At 71.4% G+C, this 19732-nt stretch carries 14 protein-coding genes; 6 read left to right on the top strand and 8 right to left on the bottom strand.

Going from position 1 to position 19732, the window contains the following annotated elements; all coding sequences use genetic code 11:
- Positions 1 to 74 precede the first annotated feature (74 nt).
- Positions 75 to 1532, top strand: coding sequence for an FHA domain-containing protein (locus HV824_RS04270; protein ID WP_368738020.1), 1458 nt, complete (start codon positions 75 to 77; stop codon positions 1530 to 1532).
- Here the strand turns inward: HV824_RS04270 and HV824_RS04265 are convergent.
- Both HV824_RS04265 and HV824_RS04260 read right to left on the bottom strand, forming a co-directional pair.
- Positions 1510 to 2157, bottom strand: a complete 648-nt coding sequence (locus tag HV824_RS04265) for a hypothetical protein (RefSeq protein WP_176415347.1) — start codon at positions 2155 to 2157, stop codon at positions 1510 to 1512. The two genes, HV824_RS04270 and HV824_RS04265, sit on opposite strands and share 23 nt — an antisense overlap.
- Positions 2158 to 2246: 89 nt before the next feature.
- Complete coding sequence (locus HV824_RS04260) at positions 2247 to 2741, bottom strand: CarD family transcriptional regulator (protein ID WP_176422716.1); 495 nt, start codon at positions 2739 to 2741, stop codon at positions 2247 to 2249.
- Between the two features lie 183 nt (positions 2742 to 2924).
- Here HV824_RS04260 and HV824_RS04255 point away from each other — a divergent pair, with 183 nt between their 5' ends.
- Positions 2925 to 5393 (top strand): DNA internalization-related competence protein ComEC/Rec2, encoded by a 2469-nt coding sequence (locus HV824_RS04255; protein ID WP_176422715.1) that lies wholly within the window; start codon positions 2925 to 2927, stop codon positions 5391 to 5393.
- The gene (locus HV824_RS04250) at positions 5390 to 5644 is read left to right on the top strand and encodes a hypothetical protein (protein WP_174258753.1); all 255 of its coding nucleotides are present in this window, start codon (positions 5390 to 5392) and stop codon (positions 5642 to 5644) included. Before HV824_RS04255 ends, HV824_RS04250 begins: the two co-directional genes overlap by 4 nt.
- Before the next feature lie 11 nt (positions 5645 to 5655).
- Here HV824_RS04250 and HV824_RS04245 read toward each other — a convergent pair whose 3' ends face one another.
- Complete coding sequence (locus HV824_RS04245; protein WP_176422714.1) at positions 5656 to 6858, bottom strand: carbohydrate-binding family 9-like protein; 1203 nt, start codon at positions 6856 to 6858, stop codon at positions 5656 to 5658.
- Between the two features lie 167 nt (positions 6859 to 7025).
- On the opposite strand from HV824_RS04245, the gene HV824_RS04240 reads away from it, so the two are divergent.
- From HV824_RS04240 to HV824_RS04230, 3 genes are all read left to right on the top strand, one after another.
- On the top strand, positions 7026 to 7649 hold the full coding sequence (locus HV824_RS04240) for a hypothetical protein (protein ID WP_255207751.1): 624 nt from the start codon (positions 7026 to 7028) through the stop codon (positions 7647 to 7649).
- Positions 7650 to 7814: 165 nt separating this feature from the next.
- On the top strand, positions 7815 to 8585 hold the full coding sequence (locus tag HV824_RS04235; protein WP_176422712.1) for a YqjF family protein: 771 nt from the start codon (positions 7815 to 7817) through the stop codon (positions 8583 to 8585).
- Between the two features lie 132 nt (positions 8586 to 8717).
- On the top strand, positions 8718 to 9578 hold the full coding sequence (locus tag HV824_RS04230; protein ID WP_176415343.1) for an FHA domain-containing protein: 861 nt from the start codon (positions 8718 to 8720) through the stop codon (positions 9576 to 9578).
- Between the two features lie 8 nt (positions 9579 to 9586).
- Here HV824_RS04230 and HV824_RS04225 read toward each other — a convergent pair whose 3' ends face one another.
- The 5 genes from HV824_RS04225 to HV824_RS04205 form a co-directional block, all read right to left on the bottom strand.
- Positions 9587 to 10021 (bottom strand): PH domain-containing protein, encoded by a 435-nt coding sequence (locus tag HV824_RS04225; protein WP_176415342.1) that lies wholly within the window; start codon positions 10019 to 10021, stop codon positions 9587 to 9589.
- Between the two features lie 62 nt (positions 10022 to 10083).
- Entirely contained in the window at positions 10084 to 11388 is a 1305-nt protein-coding gene (locus HV824_RS04220) for a tetratricopeptide repeat protein (RefSeq protein ID WP_176415341.1), read from the bottom strand.
- A 92-nt stretch (positions 11389 to 11480) separates the two neighbouring features.
- Positions 11481 to 12791, bottom strand: coding sequence for an adenylosuccinate synthase (locus HV824_RS04215; RefSeq protein ID WP_176415340.1), 1311 nt, complete (start codon positions 12789 to 12791; stop codon positions 11481 to 11483).
- A gap of 12 nt (positions 12792 to 12803) precedes the next feature.
- Positions 12804 to 16466, bottom strand: coding sequence for a UvrD-helicase domain-containing protein (locus HV824_RS04210; protein WP_176422711.1), 3663 nt, complete (start codon positions 16464 to 16466; stop codon positions 12804 to 12806).
- Entirely contained in the window at positions 16463 to 19702 is a 3240-nt protein-coding gene (locus HV824_RS04205) for a PD-(D/E)XK nuclease family protein (protein ID WP_176422710.1), read from the bottom strand. The genes HV824_RS04210 and HV824_RS04205 overlap by 4 nt, the downstream gene beginning before the upstream one ends.
- Between the last annotated feature and the right edge of the window lie 30 nt (positions 19703 to 19732).

The raw sequence follows: 19732 nt of genomic DNA, 5'->3' as shown, positions 1-19732 counted from the left end.
TCGTCGTCGAAGGGCAGCTCCACGTCTGAATCCTGGGGCGCCCGCCCGGTACGCAGGCGCCCCAGGATTCAGACGTGGAGCTGCCCTTCGACGACGACGAGGTGGACCCGCTCCAGGCGGACGACCCGCGTCCCCAGCGGGTTCCCCAGTTTCCCGCCGGCGCTCGCCGCAGCCGGCGCCAGGGCCCCGGAGAGCGCGCCAACAGCGACCGCGAGCTCGCCTCCCGCTTCGACACCTCGAATGAGTACTCGGACCCCGGGTACGCGCCTGCCTTCCTGTACGTCGAGCGAGGCCCCGGCGCCGGGCAGCTGGTGCCCATCAAACAGGGGGCGCTGGTCATCGGGCGGTCCTCCTCGTCCGACCTCCGCCTGCAGCACCCGTCCATCAGCCGCCGACATGCGCACCTGACCCGCCGCGGCGACCGCTTCTTCCTGAAGGACCTCAGCAGCCAGAACGGCACCTTCCTCAACCGCCATCGCCTCGCCTCGGAGGTCGAGCTGATGCCAGGGGACGAGGTCTCCCTCGGCAATGCCCTGCTGCGCCTGCGCGGCCCCGGTGGAACACCCGCCCACGGGGTGCCCGCCGTCTCCCACGGCGACAAGCCGCCCTCGCGCAGGGCCTTGAGCGCGGTGGGGGTGGCCCTGGGCGCCGCGGCGCTGGGCTCGGGGGTGGCCGCGCTCATCGCGCTGCTTTCCATGCGGATGGCCGACGGAGCGGAGCACACACCCCCCGCTCCGCCACCGGCGGCCCCCGCCTCGCCGGCGGTGGTCGTGTCGGGTGCGCCCTCGCGGGTCGCCGCGGAAGCGCCCGCCGCGAACAGCGCCGAGAAGACAGGCGACACGGCGGTTGGCGCCGCGCCGGCCACGTCGGGAAATCCACCACTCGAAGCGGAGAACGCGCCCCTGACGCCCAAGGCCACGGGCATCAGCGCCCTGAACGTGGCTCGGGGCACCACGAAGCAGGTGCGCCCCGTGGCAGTGGCCCCCTCGAACGAGCGCACGACGGGGAGCAGTGAATCGGCGGCGAACGCCCAGCACCGGGTGCGCAGCCCGGAGTCAGCGCCCTCGAACAAGCGGACGGCCGGGGCGCTCGCTTCGGCGGCGACGCCATCCGACGCCAACTCCTCGAAGGAGATCGAGGTCCTGCGCCGCTACGAAGCGGGGGACGTGGCGGCGGCCCGGGACCTGGCCCAGGCGGAGAAGCTCACCGCGCTGCACGCACAGCTCATCCGCTTCGAGACAGCCGAGGCACAGGCGAAGAAGGCACTGGCGAAGCGGGACTTTCCGGAGGCCATCGCGCAGCTAACGGTTGCCCTCTCCGTGGACGATGCCCTGGCGCACGGCTGGAGCAAACACGGCCCGCCCCTGCGCAAGCAGTTGTCGCGGCTCCATGTCCAGGTCGGCGCGGAGCATGCCGCCGCGAGCCGGGTGGACGAAGCGCGCGCCGCCTTCGAGCAGGCCCTGAAGTACGACACCGGCAACCGCGAGGCCCGCGAGCGGCTCGGCCGGCTCACTGGCGCTTCAGCCCCCTGACCAACAGCATCGCGTTGAGCACCACGAAGGTGACCAGCGCCAGGCACACGAGCAGCAATCCCCTGTCCGCGCCGGGACGCTCACCCTCGATGAGCAGCCACAACCGGCCGTCCCGCGGTTGGAGCTCGCCCATGCGCTCCATCAAGGCCAGGGCCTCGCGATAACGAGCGGCCTCCTCTTGCGCCAGCAGCCGCCCTCGCACCGCGAAGGGGCGCTGGTCGGGCTGCGGTGGTGGACGGCCTTCCGTCCACTGCTCCCCCGGGAGCGCCGGCCGGCGCACCACGAAGGGCGAGTCGCGCAGCCCCACGAGGACATACAGCGCTCCGTCCGCGCGCTCATAGGCGCCCCGGACCGTAGGCACCCCATGCACCTGGGCGTAGCGGTTGGAGACGAGCGACTCGAAGCGGTAGGCCCCTTCCGCGCCCAACGTCAGCGGCACGCTCGGGGACAGGAAATACGACAGGTCCTTCCACTGCATGCCGAGCAGCGCCAGGCCCACGGCGATGGCCATGACCGCGGCCACGGGACGCACGCCCACGCGGCGGCGTGACAACCGGGCCTCGAGCTCCGCGATGCGGCGCGCTCGCGCCTCTTCCGTGGGGGACCGTGGCAGCGGCTCACTCATGGGCGGACATGATGTGGCATGAAAGACGAAGCCCCGAGCTCCCTGATTGGGAACCCGGGGCGACGAGTCTTGGACGGCAGTCCCGCGGCTCAGGCCAGATTGAAGATCTTCTTCAGGTCCGACTCGATTTCATCCTCGGTGCAGTCCTTGGCCAGCGACAGCTCCTTGATGAGCAGGGAGCGCGCCGTATCCAACATCTTGCGCTCGCCGAAGGAGAGGTCCTTGTCGCCCTTCAGGAGGTAGAGGTCGCGGAGCACTTCGGCGATTTCGAACACCGAGCCCGTCTTGATCTTCTCCATGTACTCCCGGTAACGACGGTTCCACGTCGTGGAGTCAACGGAGATGTCCTTCTCCCTGAGGATGGAGTAGACCTGCTTGACGTCCTCCTCGCTGATGATCTCCCGGAGACCGACCGACCCGACCTTGTTGATCGGAATCATGATCCGCATGCCGTTCTCCAGGATGCGCAGCACGTAGAAGGACTGGCGCTGCCCGGCCACCTCGGTGTGTTCGATACCCATCACCTCACCGACGCCCTGGCCCGGGTAGACCGCCTTGTCACCAGTCTTTAAGCTGGTCTGCACTCACTGCCTCCTTGAAAGACTCGTTCCCGGCCTCTCAGCCGGGCACTACTACCACAAACCACATCCACGGGCAACGATAACGCCTTGACCACCCAGGACGCGCCCGACTACGTTGTCGGTTTCTACACGCGGTGTCGGCAGATGTGTGCACCAGTGTGACGGGCGGCGGGTGGGGGTTGGAAGGTGGAACGTCATGCTTGGCGCGACCTGGGCGCGCGTCCTCTCTTCTTTCCCGCCCTGAGCCTGTCACTCGGAGCCCTCTGCGCCCCGGTAACAAGCACGTACGCGGAACCATTTCTCGTTTGCGGGCTTTTACTGGGAACACTCGGGCTGGCGCTTGCCAGGTTGCCTGGTGCGCATCTCGCCGTGCTGGCGTCGCTCTGGGCGGCGGGCGTGGGGCTGGCGCGCTGGGAATCCCAGGTGGAGGTGCCGGCGGAGCTGACCCGAGGCAACGCCATCGTCATCGAGGGAGAAGCGGAGCGGGTGGACCGCTTCGACGGGACGACGCGTGTCCGCCTGGCCGTCGCGCGGGCTGGCGTCGCCCCCGGACCGTTGGCGCCCGTCCGGTTCCGGATGAACCTGTCTCTGCGCGGCGACCCGCCGCCGCTGCTGCCCGGTCAACGTGTCCGGGCGGAGACGAAGCTGCAGCCCGACGCGCCTCCATCCAACCCGGGCGAGAAGGACTTCGGAGCAGCGCGACGGCGACAGGGCGTGGCCTTCACCGGAGGCATGGACGCGCGGCGCCTGGTGGTGCTCTCCGCTGCCCCGGCGTGGCGGGTGTCCTTGGAGGACACGCGCACGCGGTTGGCGGCGGCGGTCCATGCCGTGGCGCCGTCAACGGACGCGGCGGCGCTCTTCCTCACCCTGGCGGCGGGACAACGCGCGGCGCTGGATGATTCATGGGAGGAGGCCTTCTCCCGCGCCGGACTGGCGCACGTGTTGAGCGTCAGCGGGCTGCACGTGGCGGCGCTGGCGCTGATGACGCTCGCGGTGCTGCGGCGGCTGGTGGTGCGCACCGGGGAGCGGTGGCGCATGCTGGATGCGCGGCAGGTGGCGGCCCCCGCGGCGGTGCCCTTCGTCTGGGCCTATGTCGTGTTCACCGACAACCAGCCTCCCGCGGTGCGCTCCGCGGTGATGGCCACGGTGGTGCTGCTGGGATTGGCGCTGTGGCGACGCGCGGACGGACTCAACGGCCTGGCCGCGGCGGCCGTGGTGCTGGTGGCCTGGGCGCCCTCCAGCGTGGCCGACCTGTCGCTGCGGTTGTCGTTCCTCGCCGTGCTGGGACTGGTGCTGCTGTCCCCGCCGCTGCGGCAGGCGCTGCCCCTGGCCGAGCCCGACCCGTCCGAGCCCCACCGCGTCCGGCGCTGGTGGGGGCAAGCCCAGGAGACGGTGGCGCAGACGCTGTGCGCGAGCGCCGCCGCGACGCTGTCGGGGCTCCCCATTGTCGCGGCGACCTTCGGACGGGTGAGTCTCGCGGGGCTCATCTCCAACGTGGTCGCCCTGCCCTTGTGCGGGCTGCTCACGGGCCTGGCCGCGGGGGGCGCCGCGCTCTTCGTCGTGGCCCCCGTGCTGGCCACACCGGTGCTGTGGGCCGGCGCCTGGGCGTCCGAGCTGCTGCTGGTCATCACCCGGCTCTTCGCGGCGGCGCCGTTGGCCTCGGTCGAGGTGCCGTCCCTGGGAGTCCTGTCGGCGCTCTACGCGGCGGGGCTGTTGACGTGGGCGCTGGGCACGGGGCGCTGGCGGCTGGGAGGCCTGTTGGCGCCCGCGGCCGTCGTCGCCGCCATCCTGGCGCCGGCGCTCACGCCGCAGCCCGGGCTGCGCGTCACCTTTCTCTACGTGGGGCAGGGCGACGCCGTGGTCGTCAGCTCCGGAGGTGAGCACATGCTCGTGGATGGCGGCGGCGTTCCAGGCGGCATGGACACCGCGGAGCGCTACATCCTCCCGTACCTGAAGCAGGCGGGCATCTCCCGGCTGGACCTCGCCGTGCTGTCACATCCGCATCCGGACCATGCGCTGGGGCTGGCCTCCGCGCTGAAGCAGGTTCCCACCCAGCGGCTGTGGATGCCCGCGGGCGATGGAGACGGCCCCCTATCACGGCAGGTGGTGGCCGCGGCGGGGACGGCGCTCGTGGAGGAGGTCGAGGTGGGCCACCCGCCCCTGCGCCTGGGCGAGGCGACCATCGAAGTGCTCGGGCCACCGGAGCTGGAAGCACGCGAGCTGCTGGAAGGCGCGAATGACCGAAGCGTGGTGCTGCTGGTGCGCCACGGCGACGTCACCGTGCTCCTCACGGGCGACGTGGAGGCGGATGGAGAGGAGGCCCTGGCGGAACGGCTGGGTCCGGTGACGGTGATGAAGGCCCCTCACCACGGCTCGCGGACCTCGTCCACGCAGGCCCTGCTGGCACGCACGCGCCCACGGCACGTCGTCTTCTGCGTGGGCCGGCGCAACCGGTACGGCTTTCCCCACGAAGACGTGGAGGCGAGATACCGGGCGCTGGGAAGCGAGTGCTGGAGAACCGACCACCATGGCGCCATCACCGTGGAGAGCGACGGCCAGGACGTCCGCATGCTCACCTTCCTGCCCCACGAGCCCTCCCCGCGGGTCATGCCGGTTGCGCGGGCGGAGGGCTCGTCACCAGATTGGGGTCGATGATTCCAGAGGATATCGACCTGCAGCAGCTCACCGCCGACCTGAAGAACGCGCTCGGCCCGGGAGAACCCATCGGGTACCTCCGCGGCAAGTCGGTGATGCGCAACCTGCTCGTGGACATGCGGGGCTTCTCGGAGTTGGAGGCGGAGGAGCTCATCGACACGATGGAGCTTCGCGGCTTCCTCCGCTTCCTGGGGGACCCCACCGAGCGCTCCGTCGCGGACGCGCACTGGGACATCAGTCCCCACGCGTGAGCGCGGCCCCCCTACTCGAACACGAGCCAACCGAAGCGCGGCAGCGCATGAAAGTCGCCGACGAAGAGGGGCGAGAAAGACTGCCCCTCCACCGTGCGGCGGTCATGGTGCTCCAGCCGGTAGAGGTTGAAGCGCCAGCGGTCACCCGGCCGAGGCGGGATGTGCGGGACTTCGGCCAGCCGGTCAAAGGGAATCCGCAGCTCCACTGACCAGCCCTCGTCGCGGTCCGAGCCCTCATCCAACGTGCCCCGCACCTTCACGGCGGACGTCATCCCTGAATCCCAGGAGCGGTCCATGCCCTGCCGACGGGCGGGGAAGTATGCGTCGAAGATGACGTTGTGCGGTGACACCTGGAGCTCGTTGTACGTGCGTCCGTCCGCGTTGGCGTCGAGGAAGATCTCCACCACCTCCTCCTCGTAGATGGGGTCATCGCGCTTGCGCAGCGTGCCCCACACGTCCGGGTCATCCAGGTCGAAGGCCACGTAGAGGAACGTGCCGTCATGGACGAGCCGCGCCTCGGTGCGCAGGCGCGCGGCGCTCCCGTCGAAGCTCCGGCGTAGCACCACCGGCCTGGCCTGCTTCCACGCCGCGTCGTCGAGCACACCGTCGATGGTGGGCGGCTGGCTCACGCGCGGGACGGCGTATTCGGGCAACTCCTGCGCGGCCCCTCCCAACTGCGGCCCCAGCATGCGCTGCGAGCCATCATGCGCCTTGGCGTCGTCCACGGGCAGCCGGGAGTCTCCTCGCCAGAAGCCGAGCATCACGCGCGCGGGCGTGCCTGGCATGGGCACCGAGTGGACATCCTCGATGACCTTGCCCACCGGCCATGACGCCAGCGGCGCGGCGCCACCCTGTACCTCGTGGTCCGCGTTCGTGAGCATGCCGCCGCTGGCGGGGTCCACGACGTGGACGAAGAAGGCGAAGCCCCGCGGCGGCGGGCGGACCGCCTGAAAGTAATGGGCCAACCGCACCTGTGTGCCGGGCGCGGCCTTCTCCGGCGACACCTTGGAGCCCAGGTACACCACCGCTCCACCGGCGAACGTCGCGCCGCTGCGGAACGTGAGGTCCGCGGGCGCCGCGTCCAGGGCGCGGAGCTGCGTGGGCCCGGGAAGGCGGGGCGTCTGCTGACGCGGCCCGGCCTGCTCATCACGACAGGCGGCGGCGAGAAAGGTGACAGCCAGCAGCGGAGCGAGGGCGGAGGACGGGAGACGCATCGGGGCCGCGCATCCTAGCGGGCTTCGCGTCCAATGGGTTCACCCCGAGGTGAGCGAGCAGGCAACCCTCGTGACGCGCTCGCCCTGGAGTCCCGGCAATTGTCATGCCGGGCGGTGGCTCCCATCTTCTCGCCTCAACCGGTGGTTCAGGCCCAAGGGAGGCGCGAATGAAGACTCTACTCAAGGTGGGTGCGGTGGTGGGTGTGCTGGGAGCAGGGAGCGCCATGGCACAGGAGCGACTGGAGTCCTCCGCGGACATGCGCGGACTGACGTTCCTCGTGGGCGGCGGTGTGGAGGGCTACACGAACGCACTGGGGTCCGACATCAACCCCGGCCTCGGCTATGGCGTGACGGTGGCCATCAAGCCCACGAAGGTGCTGGGCCTCGAGCTGGGCTACTCGGGCGCCCTCAACGAATTCGACCAGCGAGTGGTGACGGGCGCCCGGGGCGGCCCGGACCTGGTGCGAAACGGCGCGCACGTGGTGGCCACGCTGGGCCTGGGTGCCGCGCCCGTGCAGCCCTACGTGCTGGGCGGCGTGGGCCTCAGCCGGTACAACGTGCGGGCGCCCACGCTCGCCTTCGCGGATGACACGGTGGGCAACATCCCGGTGGGCGGAGGCCTGCGCATCCACAGGGGCAACTTCACCGCCGATGCCCGGCTCCAGTACAGCTTCCTCCTGGACCAGCAGTTCGCGGCGAACGTCCCGCCCGGCGACGTCACGATTGGCGACCGGAACTTCAGCAGCGGCGGCAACTACGCGGGCACCGTGAACATCGGCGCGACCTGGTAGCGACGCGGCCGCCGGTGCCTGGGCACGCGCCATGCCCGGGCACCTGGCCTCCGCGTCGCGCTCCCCTGTCGCAGAATGCCGGCTTCTGCGAGGGGTGAGCGCGAGGCACGCCCGCCCTCCCAGGCTGAGTGGCGTTGGGAGAAGGCCCCGCATTAGGACGAAGGCATGCGCCCTTTCCTCACGGCGGAGTGGCGGTATCTCGTCATGCTCAACTACGAGGTGGACCCGGAGGTGCTCCGGCCCCTCGTCCCCCGCGACACGGAGTTGGACACCTGGCAGGGCCGGACTTTCGCCAGCATGGTGGGCTTCCGGTTCCTGGACACGCGCGTGCGGGGCCTGCCCGTGCCGTTCCACCGGAACTTCGACGAGGTGAACCTGCGCTTCTACGTGCGCCGCCTCGGCCCCGAGGGCTGGCGGCGAGGCGTGGTGTTCGTGAAGGAAATCGTCCCGCGACAGGCCATCGCCACCGTGGCGCGCGTGCTCTACAACGAGCCGTATGTCGCGCTGCCCATGCGACACGTCGTGGAGATGGAAGGCGCGCACACCGGCGCCCCTGGCCGCGCCGAATATGCGTGGAAGGCGGGGGGACGGTGGCAGCACCTGGCGGCGACGACGCTCGGGCCGCCGCGGGCCAGCGCCCCTGACTCCGAGGCGGAGTTCATCACCGAGCACTACTGGGGCTACACCGCGCAGCGGGACGGCGGCTGCGCCGAGTACCGCGTGGAGCACCCCCGCTGGTCCGTGTGGCAGGTGGACACCACCGTGCTCGATGTCGACGTGGGAGGCCTGTACGGCGCGAGGTTCGTCCCCTTCCTGCGCGGCGAGCCCAGCTCCGCCTTCGTCGCGGACGGCTCGGCCGTGGCCGTGTATCCCGGCACGCGAACGGGCCCCGATGCCGGCCAGTCGTCAGCCTCCGAGACGCCCCGCGCCGCCTGAGCAGGCGCCGCGTCTCCTCCGCGGGTGTCTCGCGCTTCGGACGGCCCCCATCGCCACCGGGACGCACGCGGACGGCAAGTCCGCGGAACCCTGGCCTCCCGAGACGGCCGGCCCGTTGCTCTCGGCTGGCTCATGCGCTTTGAATTCGAACACCTGGGCTCCACCACCCCCTTCGAGCTCGCCGATGGCATCCACCTCCTGGGCGGCGGCCCGGATGACCACATCCGGCTGGAGGGGCTGCCCCCCAGCCTTCTCAGCCTGCGCATCGAGGCGCAGCGGCTCATGGTCGAGGCCGCGCGCACCTTCTCCGTCAATGGCGTGCTCGTCCCCCCGGGGGTCCCGAGGCTGGTGATTCCCGGAGAGGCGCTGGGCCTGCCCGACGACATGGGCCTGCGCGTGCTTCAAGAGGCCGTCAGTGAGCGTGGGCTGGGCACCGTGGCGCTCCTCAAGGGACTGCTGACAGGAACGGACGAACCGGTCCCGTCGCGCGCGGCCACCCTCACCTGCCTCACGGGCCTGGATGTCGGGCGCGTCCATGCGCTCGCGGAGCCCCAGACGGACATTGGCCGAGGCAGCGACGTGGCGATGCGGCTGAGAGACCGGGCGGTGTCCAGGACACATGCGCGCGTCTTCCATGAAGGGGGAGGGTTCTCCCTGGAGGACCTGGGCAGCCCCAACGGCGTCTTCCTCAACGGCCAGCGCATCGAATCCCGGGTTCCGCTGGCGGATGGCGACGTCATCGAAATGGGCCGTTCACTGCTCCGCTTCCAGGCCGCCGTGGAAGAGCCCCCACCCCCCGCCCCACCTGCTGGCGAGCAGGAGACGCCCTCCGACACGGTCAGCCCTCCTTCCGCCGAAGCCACGGAGGAACCCACGCAAGAGGCGCCTCCCCGCGTGCCCAGGCCTCGCGGCGAATGGTGGCTGATTGGCCTGGGCGCGGTGGCGGCCTGCGCGGGAGTAACCGTCACGTGGCTGCTCGCGACGGGGAGCTGACGGCAGGCTCAGCCGGGAACGGGCCCCAGCCCCGCGCGCTCCACCAGGAGCCGGGCGAGCTGCTGATGATGCCGGAAGAAGCTGGTGAAGTGGACGAGCCCCGCCTTGCCCCGGATGGCGTAGACCGTCACGGGCCCGGGCAGGACGTCGAGCTTGCGGATGTCCGCGAAGGTGAAGCGCCGCGTCCGCACCATGCCCTGGTAGGTCAGGCCCCGGGCGTCCACGACGATGTGCGTGCGCCCGTAGTACATGAGCGACACGGCGAAGAAGAGGACGAAGAAGCCCGCTGAGAGGAAGGTCTTGAGCGGGACCTCATCGAAGAATCGGAGGAGGTACACCAGCACGGCAACCCAGAGGAGACCCGCGGCGGCCATGGCCGCTGCGAGGACCCGTCGGGGTCTGAAGACCTGCCGTCCGTTCGGTTCCGCGTCGCGCCCAATCATTCATGGAAGCTAATGCTTGGGGCTGACACGGTCCACCTGCCCTCAGGCTTCCTGCCTGCCGGTCAACGCAGGCGCGCCGCCTTCTGTCGGGATTCTTCCTGGAGCTGGGGGCGGACGTCTTCGGCGGAGGAGGCGGCATAGCGCTCGTAGAGGTCGCGTGCCTCCAGCGTGCGTCCCATGGCACGGAAAGATTCGGCCAGCCCGTAAAGCGGTGACGCCGAGCCGGGCTCCAGCTCCAAGGCGTACTGATAGTCCGCCGCGGCTTCCGCGTAGCGGCGCAGGCCGATGTTGGCGCTGCCTCGCGCGACGAAGGCCACGGCCAGCATGGGCTCATGTTGGATGGCCTGGGTGAGGCTGGTCAGCGCGCCACTGAAGTCCTTGGCCCCGATGCGCTGTACGCCCTGCTCATACGCCCGGCGCGCCAGCGCGCGCGTCGTGTCGGCCACGGGGCCGGAGCCCGGCGCCTGTCCCGCGGCCTGGGGAGAAGCGCCCGCCTGCGCCAGCTTCGCCCGCGCGCGGTCGATGTTCTCCTTCGCGCTCTGCTGGATGGCCGCGTCCGTCGTGAGCGCGGTGGCACGCTCCCACTGCGCGACCGCCTGCCCGTAGTAGCCCAGCACCGCCAGCGCGTTCCCCAGCTTGAACAGGGCCTCCACGTGGCTCGCATCCGCGTGGGATGCATCCAGGAAGGCGAAGGCCGCCTCGCGGTAGCGGCGCTCCTTCATCAAGGCGTCGCCGTCACGGATGCGCGACGCCGCCAGCGCCGGGTTGGACGTCGAGGCCTCCGCGGCAGGCGCCAGCGAGGGCGGCGCGGTGGTCACCGGGAGCGGCTCGGCGCCCATGGCCTTCAGGTGCTCGGTCGCCTTGCGGACCCAGACCTGCTCTCCCTTGCGCTGCTCACGGGCGATGTACGCCTGGTACGCGGGAATCGCCTTTTCCTTCTGGCCGAGCTGACGGTAGCTCTCCCCCAGCCCATAGAAGCCGTCCGCGTCGCCGGGCTCGAGCTCGGTGTAGCGCTCGTAGGCCCGCGCCGCGGTGGCCGCGTCCCCCGTCTTGCGCGCGGCGTAGCCCAGGTTGAACCAGGCCATCTTGAAGCCGGGGTCCGCCTGCGTGGCGTCACGAAAGTGCGTGAGCGCCTCCCGCACCTGCCCCTTGCGGAAGAGCACGCTGCCCAGGCCATTGAGGGCGGCGGGATAGCCGGGCGTGTCGGACAGGGCCTCGCGGTAGGCGGCGGCCGCGTCATCCCAGCGACCACGCGCCAGCGCCGACTCCCCGCGAAGGAAGGCGGCCCGGGCCGCGGCGGACGGCTCCGCGGCGCCCAGCAGCAGGGCCGCGGACAGCGCGATGACGAACCTGCGCAAGACGACCATGACGGCTCCCGGGGTATCGACCCGGAAGCCGTAGCAGAAAAACCAGGGCCGCGTCAGCACGCCCGCGAGCGACGCCAGCCCTTCGCCTCCGCTCAGCTCCGGAACGGGTTCTGGAGCAGCACCGTCTCACCACGGTCGGCGCCCACGGAGACGCACACCACGGGGACGCCGCTGACCTCTTCCACCCGGCGCACGTAGCGCTTGGCGTTCTCCGGCAGCTCGTCGAAGGTCCGCACACCGGCGATCTGCTCGTCCCAGCCCTGGAGCGTCTCGTAGATGGGCTTGACGCGCTCCAGGTCCTCGTAGTCGCCGGGCAGCTCCGTCACCTTCTGGCCGTCCAGTTCGTACGCGGTGCAGATCTGCAGCGTCTTGAGGCCGCTGAGCACGTCCAGCTTGGTGAGGGCCATGCCCCACAGGCCGTTGACGCGCGAGGCGTAGCGCAGCACCACGCCATCCAGCCAGCCGCAGCGACGGGGCCGGCCGGTGGTGGCGCCGAACTCGTCGCCCACCTTGCGCAGCTGGTCACCGGTGGCGTCGTTCAGCTCCGTGGGGAACGGGCCGCCGCCCACGCGCGTGGTGTAGGCCTTGCTGATGCCCATCGCCTTGTCGATGGCCGTGGGGCCCAGCCCCGAGCCCACCGCCGCGTTGCCCGCCACGCAGTTGGATGACGTCACGAAGGGATAGGTGCCGTGGTCCACGTCCAGCAGCGTGCCCTGCGCGCCCTCGAAGAGGATGCGGGCGCCGCGGCGCACCTGGCCGGACAGGTAGAGCGAGGCGTCGTGGACGAAGGGCTTGAGCCGCTCGCCCAGGGCGGTGAACTCCGCCAGCACCTGCGGCACCTCCAACTGCGGCACCGGGTCGCCCGCCCGCGCGCACAAATCCCTCAGTTCGTCCAGCGCCGCCGGCAGCCGGGCCTCGATGCGCGTGCGCAGCCGGTCCGCGTTGAGCAGGTCCCGCATGCGGATGCCGCGACGGGCCACCTTGTCCTCGTACGCGGGGCCAATGCCCCGGCCCGTGGTGCCAATGGCGCTGCCGCCGCGCGCCTTCTCGCGGAAGCTGTCCAGCAGCTTGTGCCACGGGAAGATGACGTGGGCATTGTCGGAGATGAGGAGCTGCGCGTCGTCCTTGAGGAAGCCGCGCACCTTCAGCGCGTCAATCTCCCCGACGAGGACGGCAGGGTCCACCACCACTCCGTTGCCAATCACACACGTCTTACCAGGGTGGAGGATGCCCGAGGGAATCAGGTGGAGAACGGTCTTCTGTCCGCCCACCACCAGCGTGTGGCCCGCGTTGTTGCCGCCCTGGAAACGGACGACGACCTGGGCGTGCTCGGTGAGCAGGTCAACGACCTTGCCCTTCCCCTCATCTCCCCACTGCGCTCCGATGACGACGACGTTCGGCATGGTGCTCGCCGCTTAGCACGCGGGGGGGGCCGGGTGACAGTGTTCCGCGAAGCCACAATGCAGGGCCTGGCAGGCTGCCTTCTCCCTCCCATCCCATTCACCCCTGGCCTCACCGCGTGCCACTGCCCGTGCTGCCCCCGCGAGTCGCCCGGCTGCCTCCTCCAGGCCCCTCGTCCCGGACAGCCACTCGGGCTCCGGCTGGGGCTCGCGCAGGAAGACGACTCCCACCCGCACCGGCACCCCTTCTCGCACCATCCGCCGGGCCACCAGCCCCAGGGCCGCCAGCTCGTAGGTGTACGCGGCCGCTCCCAGCGGATGACGCCCACCGTGTTTGAAGGCCACCACCACCGCCTCCCCTGAGGGTGATTCCCACAGCAGGTCCACCGCGCCCTCGACGCCCACCTCCCCCTCCAGGGCAAGCATGAAGGGCAAGCCCCGGTGAATTGTCTGTGACGGCGCCTCCGCCAGTTCACGTGCGAACGCCGACGTCAGGAAGCGCTCCACGGTGTCCAGCACCGCGCCCATGCCCTCTTCGTCCGACAGCGCGCCCGCGTCACGCAGCAGCGTCTCCAGGTGGGCCCGCCGCTCCGAAGCGTCCACCTCCGGTGCCGCCAGTCGGAGGTCGACGGCGCGGAGCAGCCGCTGCATCAGGTCCTCGGGCCGCTCGGCGGGAAGCCAACCGTCGGGCTCCACCAGCGGCGGCGCGCCACGGGGTAGCACCTCCCAGGGCCATGGCGCACCACGAAGCCCCAGCCGGTGCACGTAGTGGAAGCGGCGCGGACAGGCGATGAAGTCCTGCAGCGCCTCCGCGGAGGCCACCGCGGCGCCCAGGGATTCGGCTTGCGCGACACGCTGTCCCCGCACCCGCAGCAGCGCGGCTTCGACGCGCGCCTCGGCGAGCAACAGGGCCTCTGGACCGGGCGGCTCCGGGTCGGTCGGCGGAGGGAGCGTGTCGACGTCCAGTTCATCGACCAGGCCCCGCAGCTCGGCGTCCACTTCCAGGCGGCTGTCGATGAGGTGCCACCAGGAGTCCTTGCCACCGCGTGGCTCCGCGCCGCCCGCCAGCACCAACCTGTCCCTGGCGCGCGTGAGCGCGACGTAGAGCAGGCGGCGGTACTCGGCGTCCTCGCGCGCCTTCAGCTCCGCGCGCACCCCGTTGAAGCGGCTGGAGGTGTACTCATCCAGCGAATCCGGCACCCACGGCCGCAGGGAGATGCCATGCGTGCGCTCGAAGTGGGCGCGGCCCGAGGTGCTGCGCCTCCGGCCGCCCATGGAAGGCACCACCACCACCGGCCACTCCAGCCCCTTGGCGCTGTGGATGGTGAGGAGCTGCACCGCGCGCGGGTCGCTCGCGTCCAGCAGGTCCGCCTGGGCCTCCGTCGGGTTGTTCTCCGCCAGCATCCGCAGCTCGCGCGCGAAGGCCACGCAGCCGCCCGTGCCGCGCTCGTCCCGCCGCGACGCCAGCGCCAGCAGCTTCTCCACGTTGGCGCTGGCCTGCTCCGCGTAGGGCGAGCCCGCAAGCGCCTCCCGGTAGCCCGTCACGTCCAGCGCGGCCACGAGCAACGCCCTCACGCCCATCCGGTCACGCTCGCGCCTCAGGCCAGGGAGCGCGGCGAGGAAACACTCCAGGCGCTGCCGCTCTCGCTCGGACAGCGACGCCAACACCTGCGCGTCCATCAGCCGGGGCGATGCCAAGGACAGCGGGGCGTCTCCCGCCAGTAGGAACAGCGACGCGTCCTTCAACCCCACCAGGGGCGAGCGCAGCACCGCCGCGAAGGCCAGCGCATCCTCGGCGTCCGCCAGCAGCGCGAGCAGCGAGGCCAGGTCCAGCACCTCCTGCGCGCCGTAGAAGCCACGGCCGCGCAGCACGCGGTGGGGGACACCGTGGCGGATGAGCGCCTGCCGGTACACTTCCAGGTGCGTGAAGGTCCGGAAGAGCATGGCCACGTCACCGCCTCGCGCGGGACGCAGCCCTTCGCCATCCTCGCGCGCCACGGAGGCAGGCGCTCCCGGCGCCAGCAGGCACCGGAGCCGGCGGGCAATCGCGTCCGCGTCCAGCCAGCGCAAGTCCGCCGCCGTGTCCGCCTCCTCCAACTGCAGCCGCTCCACCACCGGCGCGTCCGACAGCGATGGCCTCACCGCGGTGAGGTCGTCCTGCTCAGGGACGTAGATGACCTCGAAGGGCCGGGGCGTCCGGGAGTCGGCGGCGACGAGCACCCCCGCGAAGGCGCGATTGAAGAACGACAGCAGCCCGGGCACGGAGCGTCGGTTGTTCTGAAGGAAGCCGCGCGTGCCGCCCTCCTCCACCAGCTTCGTCGCCAGCACGGAGAAGACGGACACGTCCGCGCCGCGGAACTCGTAGATGGACTGCTTGCGGTCACCCACCGCGCAGAGGAAGGCGGGCTCCAGCGGCAGCGCCGTCACCAAATCCGCGTCCGGCGTCAGCTCGCGAGGACCGTCCTCGCGCCGCTCCGCCAGCAGCAGCACCAGCTCCAACTGGAGGCGGTTGGTGTCCTGGAACTCGTCCACCAGCAGCGCCCCGATGCGCTCCTGCGCCTGGCGGCGGAACTCGGGGTGCGCGCGGAGCAGGTCGCGCGACTTCACCAGCAGGGACGTGAAGTCCAGCACGTTGCGGCGGGACAACTCCTTGTCGTGCCGCGTCTCCACGCGCGTCAGCAGCTCGCGGAACGTCACCTCGAAGGGCGCGGTGCGCCATGCGGCCCAGGCATCATCCAACCGGGGCACAGCGCCATCGCTCTTGCCGAAGACGCGCCAGTAGAGCTCTCGCACGGGCCCCGCGGCGCCCTTGCTGAGCCGCGCGAAGTTGCGACCGTCCGCCTTGAAGCACGCGCGCAGCCACGGGAAGCGCTCGCCCTGCCCGAAGTTCTCCGGCGTCATGTCGTTGAGCGCGCGCTCCAGCCCGCCTAGCAGCCGGCTCCACTCGCCCTTCGCGTCCAGGCCCCGCGCCTCGGCGCACAGCTCCAGGCACCGAGTGATGGACAACTCCAGCTCCGCGCGCGCTTCGGCGGCGTCACTCACGGCGGCCTTCTCCGCGCGCAGCCCTTCCTCGCGCAGCTTGCCGTAGACGGCCCCCAGCGCGGCCACCAGCCCGTCGGAGAAGCCCGAGCCGGAGAAGCCCAGCTCCTGGCACAGCTCCCGGACCTGCGCGTCACCGGCCTCCAGCGCGTCCAGCACCACGCGCTCGCAGACGTCCTGCACCAGCCCCGTCGCCTCGAGCGAGTCCAGCACCTCGAAGTTCGGGTCGATTCCCACCGCGGGCGGCGCGCGGCGCAGCAACTGGCCGCACAGCGAGTGGAAGGTGCCCACCGTGGCCGCGCCCAGCTCCTCGCGCAGTTGCCGCCAGGCTTCCGGCAGCGGGAACGGCTTGTCCAGCCGCGCCAGGGACGCCCGCAGCGCCTCTTCCTGGTCCAGACGCGTCTCGCCCTGCGCCAGCCCGTCCAGGCGCTGACGGACGCGCGAGCGCATCTCCGCGGCGGCCTTGTCCGTGAACGTGAGCATGCACAGCCGTGACGGGCGCACCGCCCCACCGGCCTCGCGCGCGCCGGCCAGCAGGTGCAACGTCATGGTGACCAGGCTGTACGTCTTGCCCGCGCCGGCGCCCGCCATCAGGGCGAGGTTGCGCTCCAGCGCGAAGAGGGACGGCTCGGCGCTCATCCCCCATCCTCCGTCACGCGCCGGTCCGTAATCCGGCACACCGCGCGATAGCCACACGTCCCGCAGTCCTGGGGCCGCGCGGCGAACTGGCCTTGCCGCAGCGTGCCCACCAGCGCCTCCACCGCGTTGGGCAGGTTGAGGCCTTCCTTCTCCGCCACCTTCGCGCGGACCTCGGGGTCCTTCGACAGCAACTCGTCCAGCTCCACGTCGGAGATGACGTCGGACAGGCGGATGGCCATGCCCGTGCGCAGGGAGAACCACGCGGCCTGCCGCGCGTCCGCGTGGCCGCTCTCCCGCGCCGCGTACAGGTACAGCGGGAGCTGGAAGTCCGACGTCAACAGCCGCTCCTTCAGCGAACGCTTCTCCAGCTTGCCCGACTTGTAGTCGATGACGCCCACCTCGCCGCCCGACTTGTCGAGCCGGTCGATGGTGCCCTCGAAGTAAACGGGCTCCTCGCCCGCGTGCAGCACGACGTTGCTCCACTTGTCGTCGCGGGCGGCGGGGCCGAAGCGGAACTCGAAGTTCTCCGGCGTCATCGCGTCGAAGGGCAGGCCGCGCCGCTCATCCACGAGGATTCGGCGGGCCATCGCCCGGGCCCGCTCGTGCGCCAGCTTCCACAGCTCCGGATGCCCCACGTGGTGCATGCGCTCGAAGTCCTTGATGGCGGCCTTGAGCGCGGCGTCCAGCACCTCGTCCGGAACCTCCTCCGGCGCCTTGCCCAACAACTGCTTCTCCTTCAGCGCCGCGAAGACCTCCTCCACCACCTTGTGCCAGAAGGTGCCGCGGCCCCGGGCGTCGAACTCCTCGCCCGGCACGTCCGGCTCGGCCACCTTCAGGCCATACGAGAGGAAGCCCTGGAAGCCGCAGTTGCCGAAGCGCGCCAGCGCCGACGCGGAGAGCGGCCGGGTGATGTCGAAACGGAACGTCTCGCGCAGGGACTCGCGCTGCGTGTCGACGTCCACCGAGCCGGAGTACGGGCCGGGCTGCACCTTCGGATCGCCAAAGAAGAACAGGCGCTCCAGCTCCACCTCCGACAGCTCGCGCGCGCCCGCGTACCAGGCTTCGGGCGCGAAGCGACGCCGGAGCACCGAGGCCGCCGCGTCGGGTTCGGTGACGCGCAGCTTCGGCTGGGACAGGGCTTCCAGCGCCACGCAGCGGCGCAGCTCGGACTCGGTGAGCACTTCGTCCAGCGGCGGAATGGGCGCAAGCGAGCGCGGCGACCACTTCAGCGCCGTGAGCCGGCGCACCTCCTCCAGGAACGCCGACGGCACCTGCTCCTGACCTCCCGCGGACTCCACCGCGAAGGACAGGCTGACGGTCGCCTCGGAGGCCGCCAGCGCGCTGGCGAACAGCAGGCGGTCCTCGGTGAGGCGCCACGCCGCGCGGTCGTCGAATTCGCCGCCCGTGAGCCGGAAGACGTCGCGGCCCAGGTGCTTGTTGAGCGCGGCGCGCTCCGCGTCCGCCAGCAACGGTGACGGAGCGTCACGCCCGGGGAAGCGGCCTTCCGTCAGCCCCGCGAGGAAGAGGTGCTGGAAGGAGCGGCCCGGCAGCTCGGCCACGTCGAGCACCTCGACGGCGGCGCCACGAGGTCCGCGCGGAGGAAGGTGCGCGTCCGCCATCGCGTCACGCAGCCAACGGCCAAAGGTCCGGCGGCGCATCTTCGGTCCGCCGCCCACCGCCTTCATCATCCGCGTCAGGCCCTGCACCCGCAGGCGGAGCGCTTCGCGCGCGGCGTCGTCCCGGGCCCGCGCATCCGCCGCGCGCGCGCCCAGCCCCCCCTCCTCGCGTGGCGCCAACGCGCCCTCCGAGGCCACGAGGCCCAGCCGCTCCACCACCTGCCACCACGCCGCGAGCAGCTCCACGGCGGTGCCTTCTTCGGGGATGCGGCGACAGGCCTCCACCAACATCAGACAGCGCTCACGCAGCAGCTTCACGGCGTCGGCGCGGCGGCTGTCCTGCGCCTTCCGCGTCCCGCTGAGCGCGAGCAGTCGCCGGGCCAGCCCGTCCAGCCGCACGTCGTAGGCGCCCCGGCCTCGCACCGCGCCCAGCCGGTCATCACGCACGGCGGCCTGGGCGAAGAGCGTCGCGGGCGCGTCCGGACCACCGCGTGACAGCGTGGGCGCGTAGCGGCTGCCCATCAGGTCCGCCATGCGCTCGACCGGGAAGCCATCCTCCACCAGCAGCGGCAGGTCCAGCGCCAGCCGCACGGGCCCGGCGAGCCCCAGCGGCTCGCCCCAAGGGAGGCGCACCGGCACGCCCAGCTCCCCCAGCGACTCCGCGAGCCAGCCAGCCTCCGGCCCCAGCTCGCGGTACGCCACCGCGATGTCGCCGGGTGCCACGCCTTCGGCCAGCAGGCGCCGCACGTCCCGCGCCAACAGCCGCGCCTCGTCACGGGCCGTGGCCGCGCTCCACACGCGCAGGGCCGGCACCGCGTCCTTCAACACGTCGCGCGGCGCCCCAGGCGAGAAGAGGTGGCGTCCCAAGTCGATGAAAGGCCGGCCTTCAAACGTCACGTCCGCCTTGAAGAGGTCCACGTGCGTCATGGCGTCGCCGCGGTTCTCGAAGGCGCGGAACAGCGCCGTCAGCGCCGCGTCCGCCGCGGGCGAGCCACCCACCGGCGTCTCCACGCGCAACGTCACCCCGCGGGACTCACACGCCGCCGCCAACGCCAGCAGCAGCTCCAACCCCGAGGGCCGCACGTCGTACACCCCGTGCAGCACGAGCGTGCGCAGCCCCTCCCACCCCACGGGCCACGCGCCTCGGCCCAGCGCCTCGCGCGCGCCGCGCAGCACGTCCTCGCGGTCGGCGAGACAGAGCTCCGCCATCCGCTGTTCGTACAGGTGGTACAGGCGCGCAATCACGCGGACCCGGGTCCTGCGCTCCTGCGGCAGGATTTCCACCGCGTCCTGAAGCTCCCGAGCGGACAGGCGCCCGGCCTTCAGGTCCAGCACCACGTCCAACGCGGCGCGCGCGAAGGCGGGCTCTCGCACATAGTCGCCGAAGGGCGTAGGCCCCAGCTCCAACCCCAGGGAGGCCACCACCGCTCGCGCCGCCACCGCCGGGCACGGACGCCGGTTGAGCTCGCGCGCGCCGCCCATCGCCTGCAGCAACTCCTCCCAGGTCAGCAGGTGCGCGCCCACGCTCAGTCCACTGGCGTCGCCCATGGCCCGCAACGCGGCCTGCCGCCGGCCGGCGTCGGGGAACACGTGGAGGGTGCGGCCAAAGCGGAAGGACATGCGAGGTGGACTCTAGAACGACCGGGCGGG

The organism is Myxococcus sp. AM009 (genome assembly GCF_013372605.1).
Classification (GTDB): Bacteria; Myxococcota; Myxococcia; order Myxococcales; family Myxococcaceae; genus Myxococcus; species Myxococcus vastator.
Note: the sequence above shows the minus strand (reverse complement) of the source record. Positions and strands in the feature narration are given on the sequence as shown.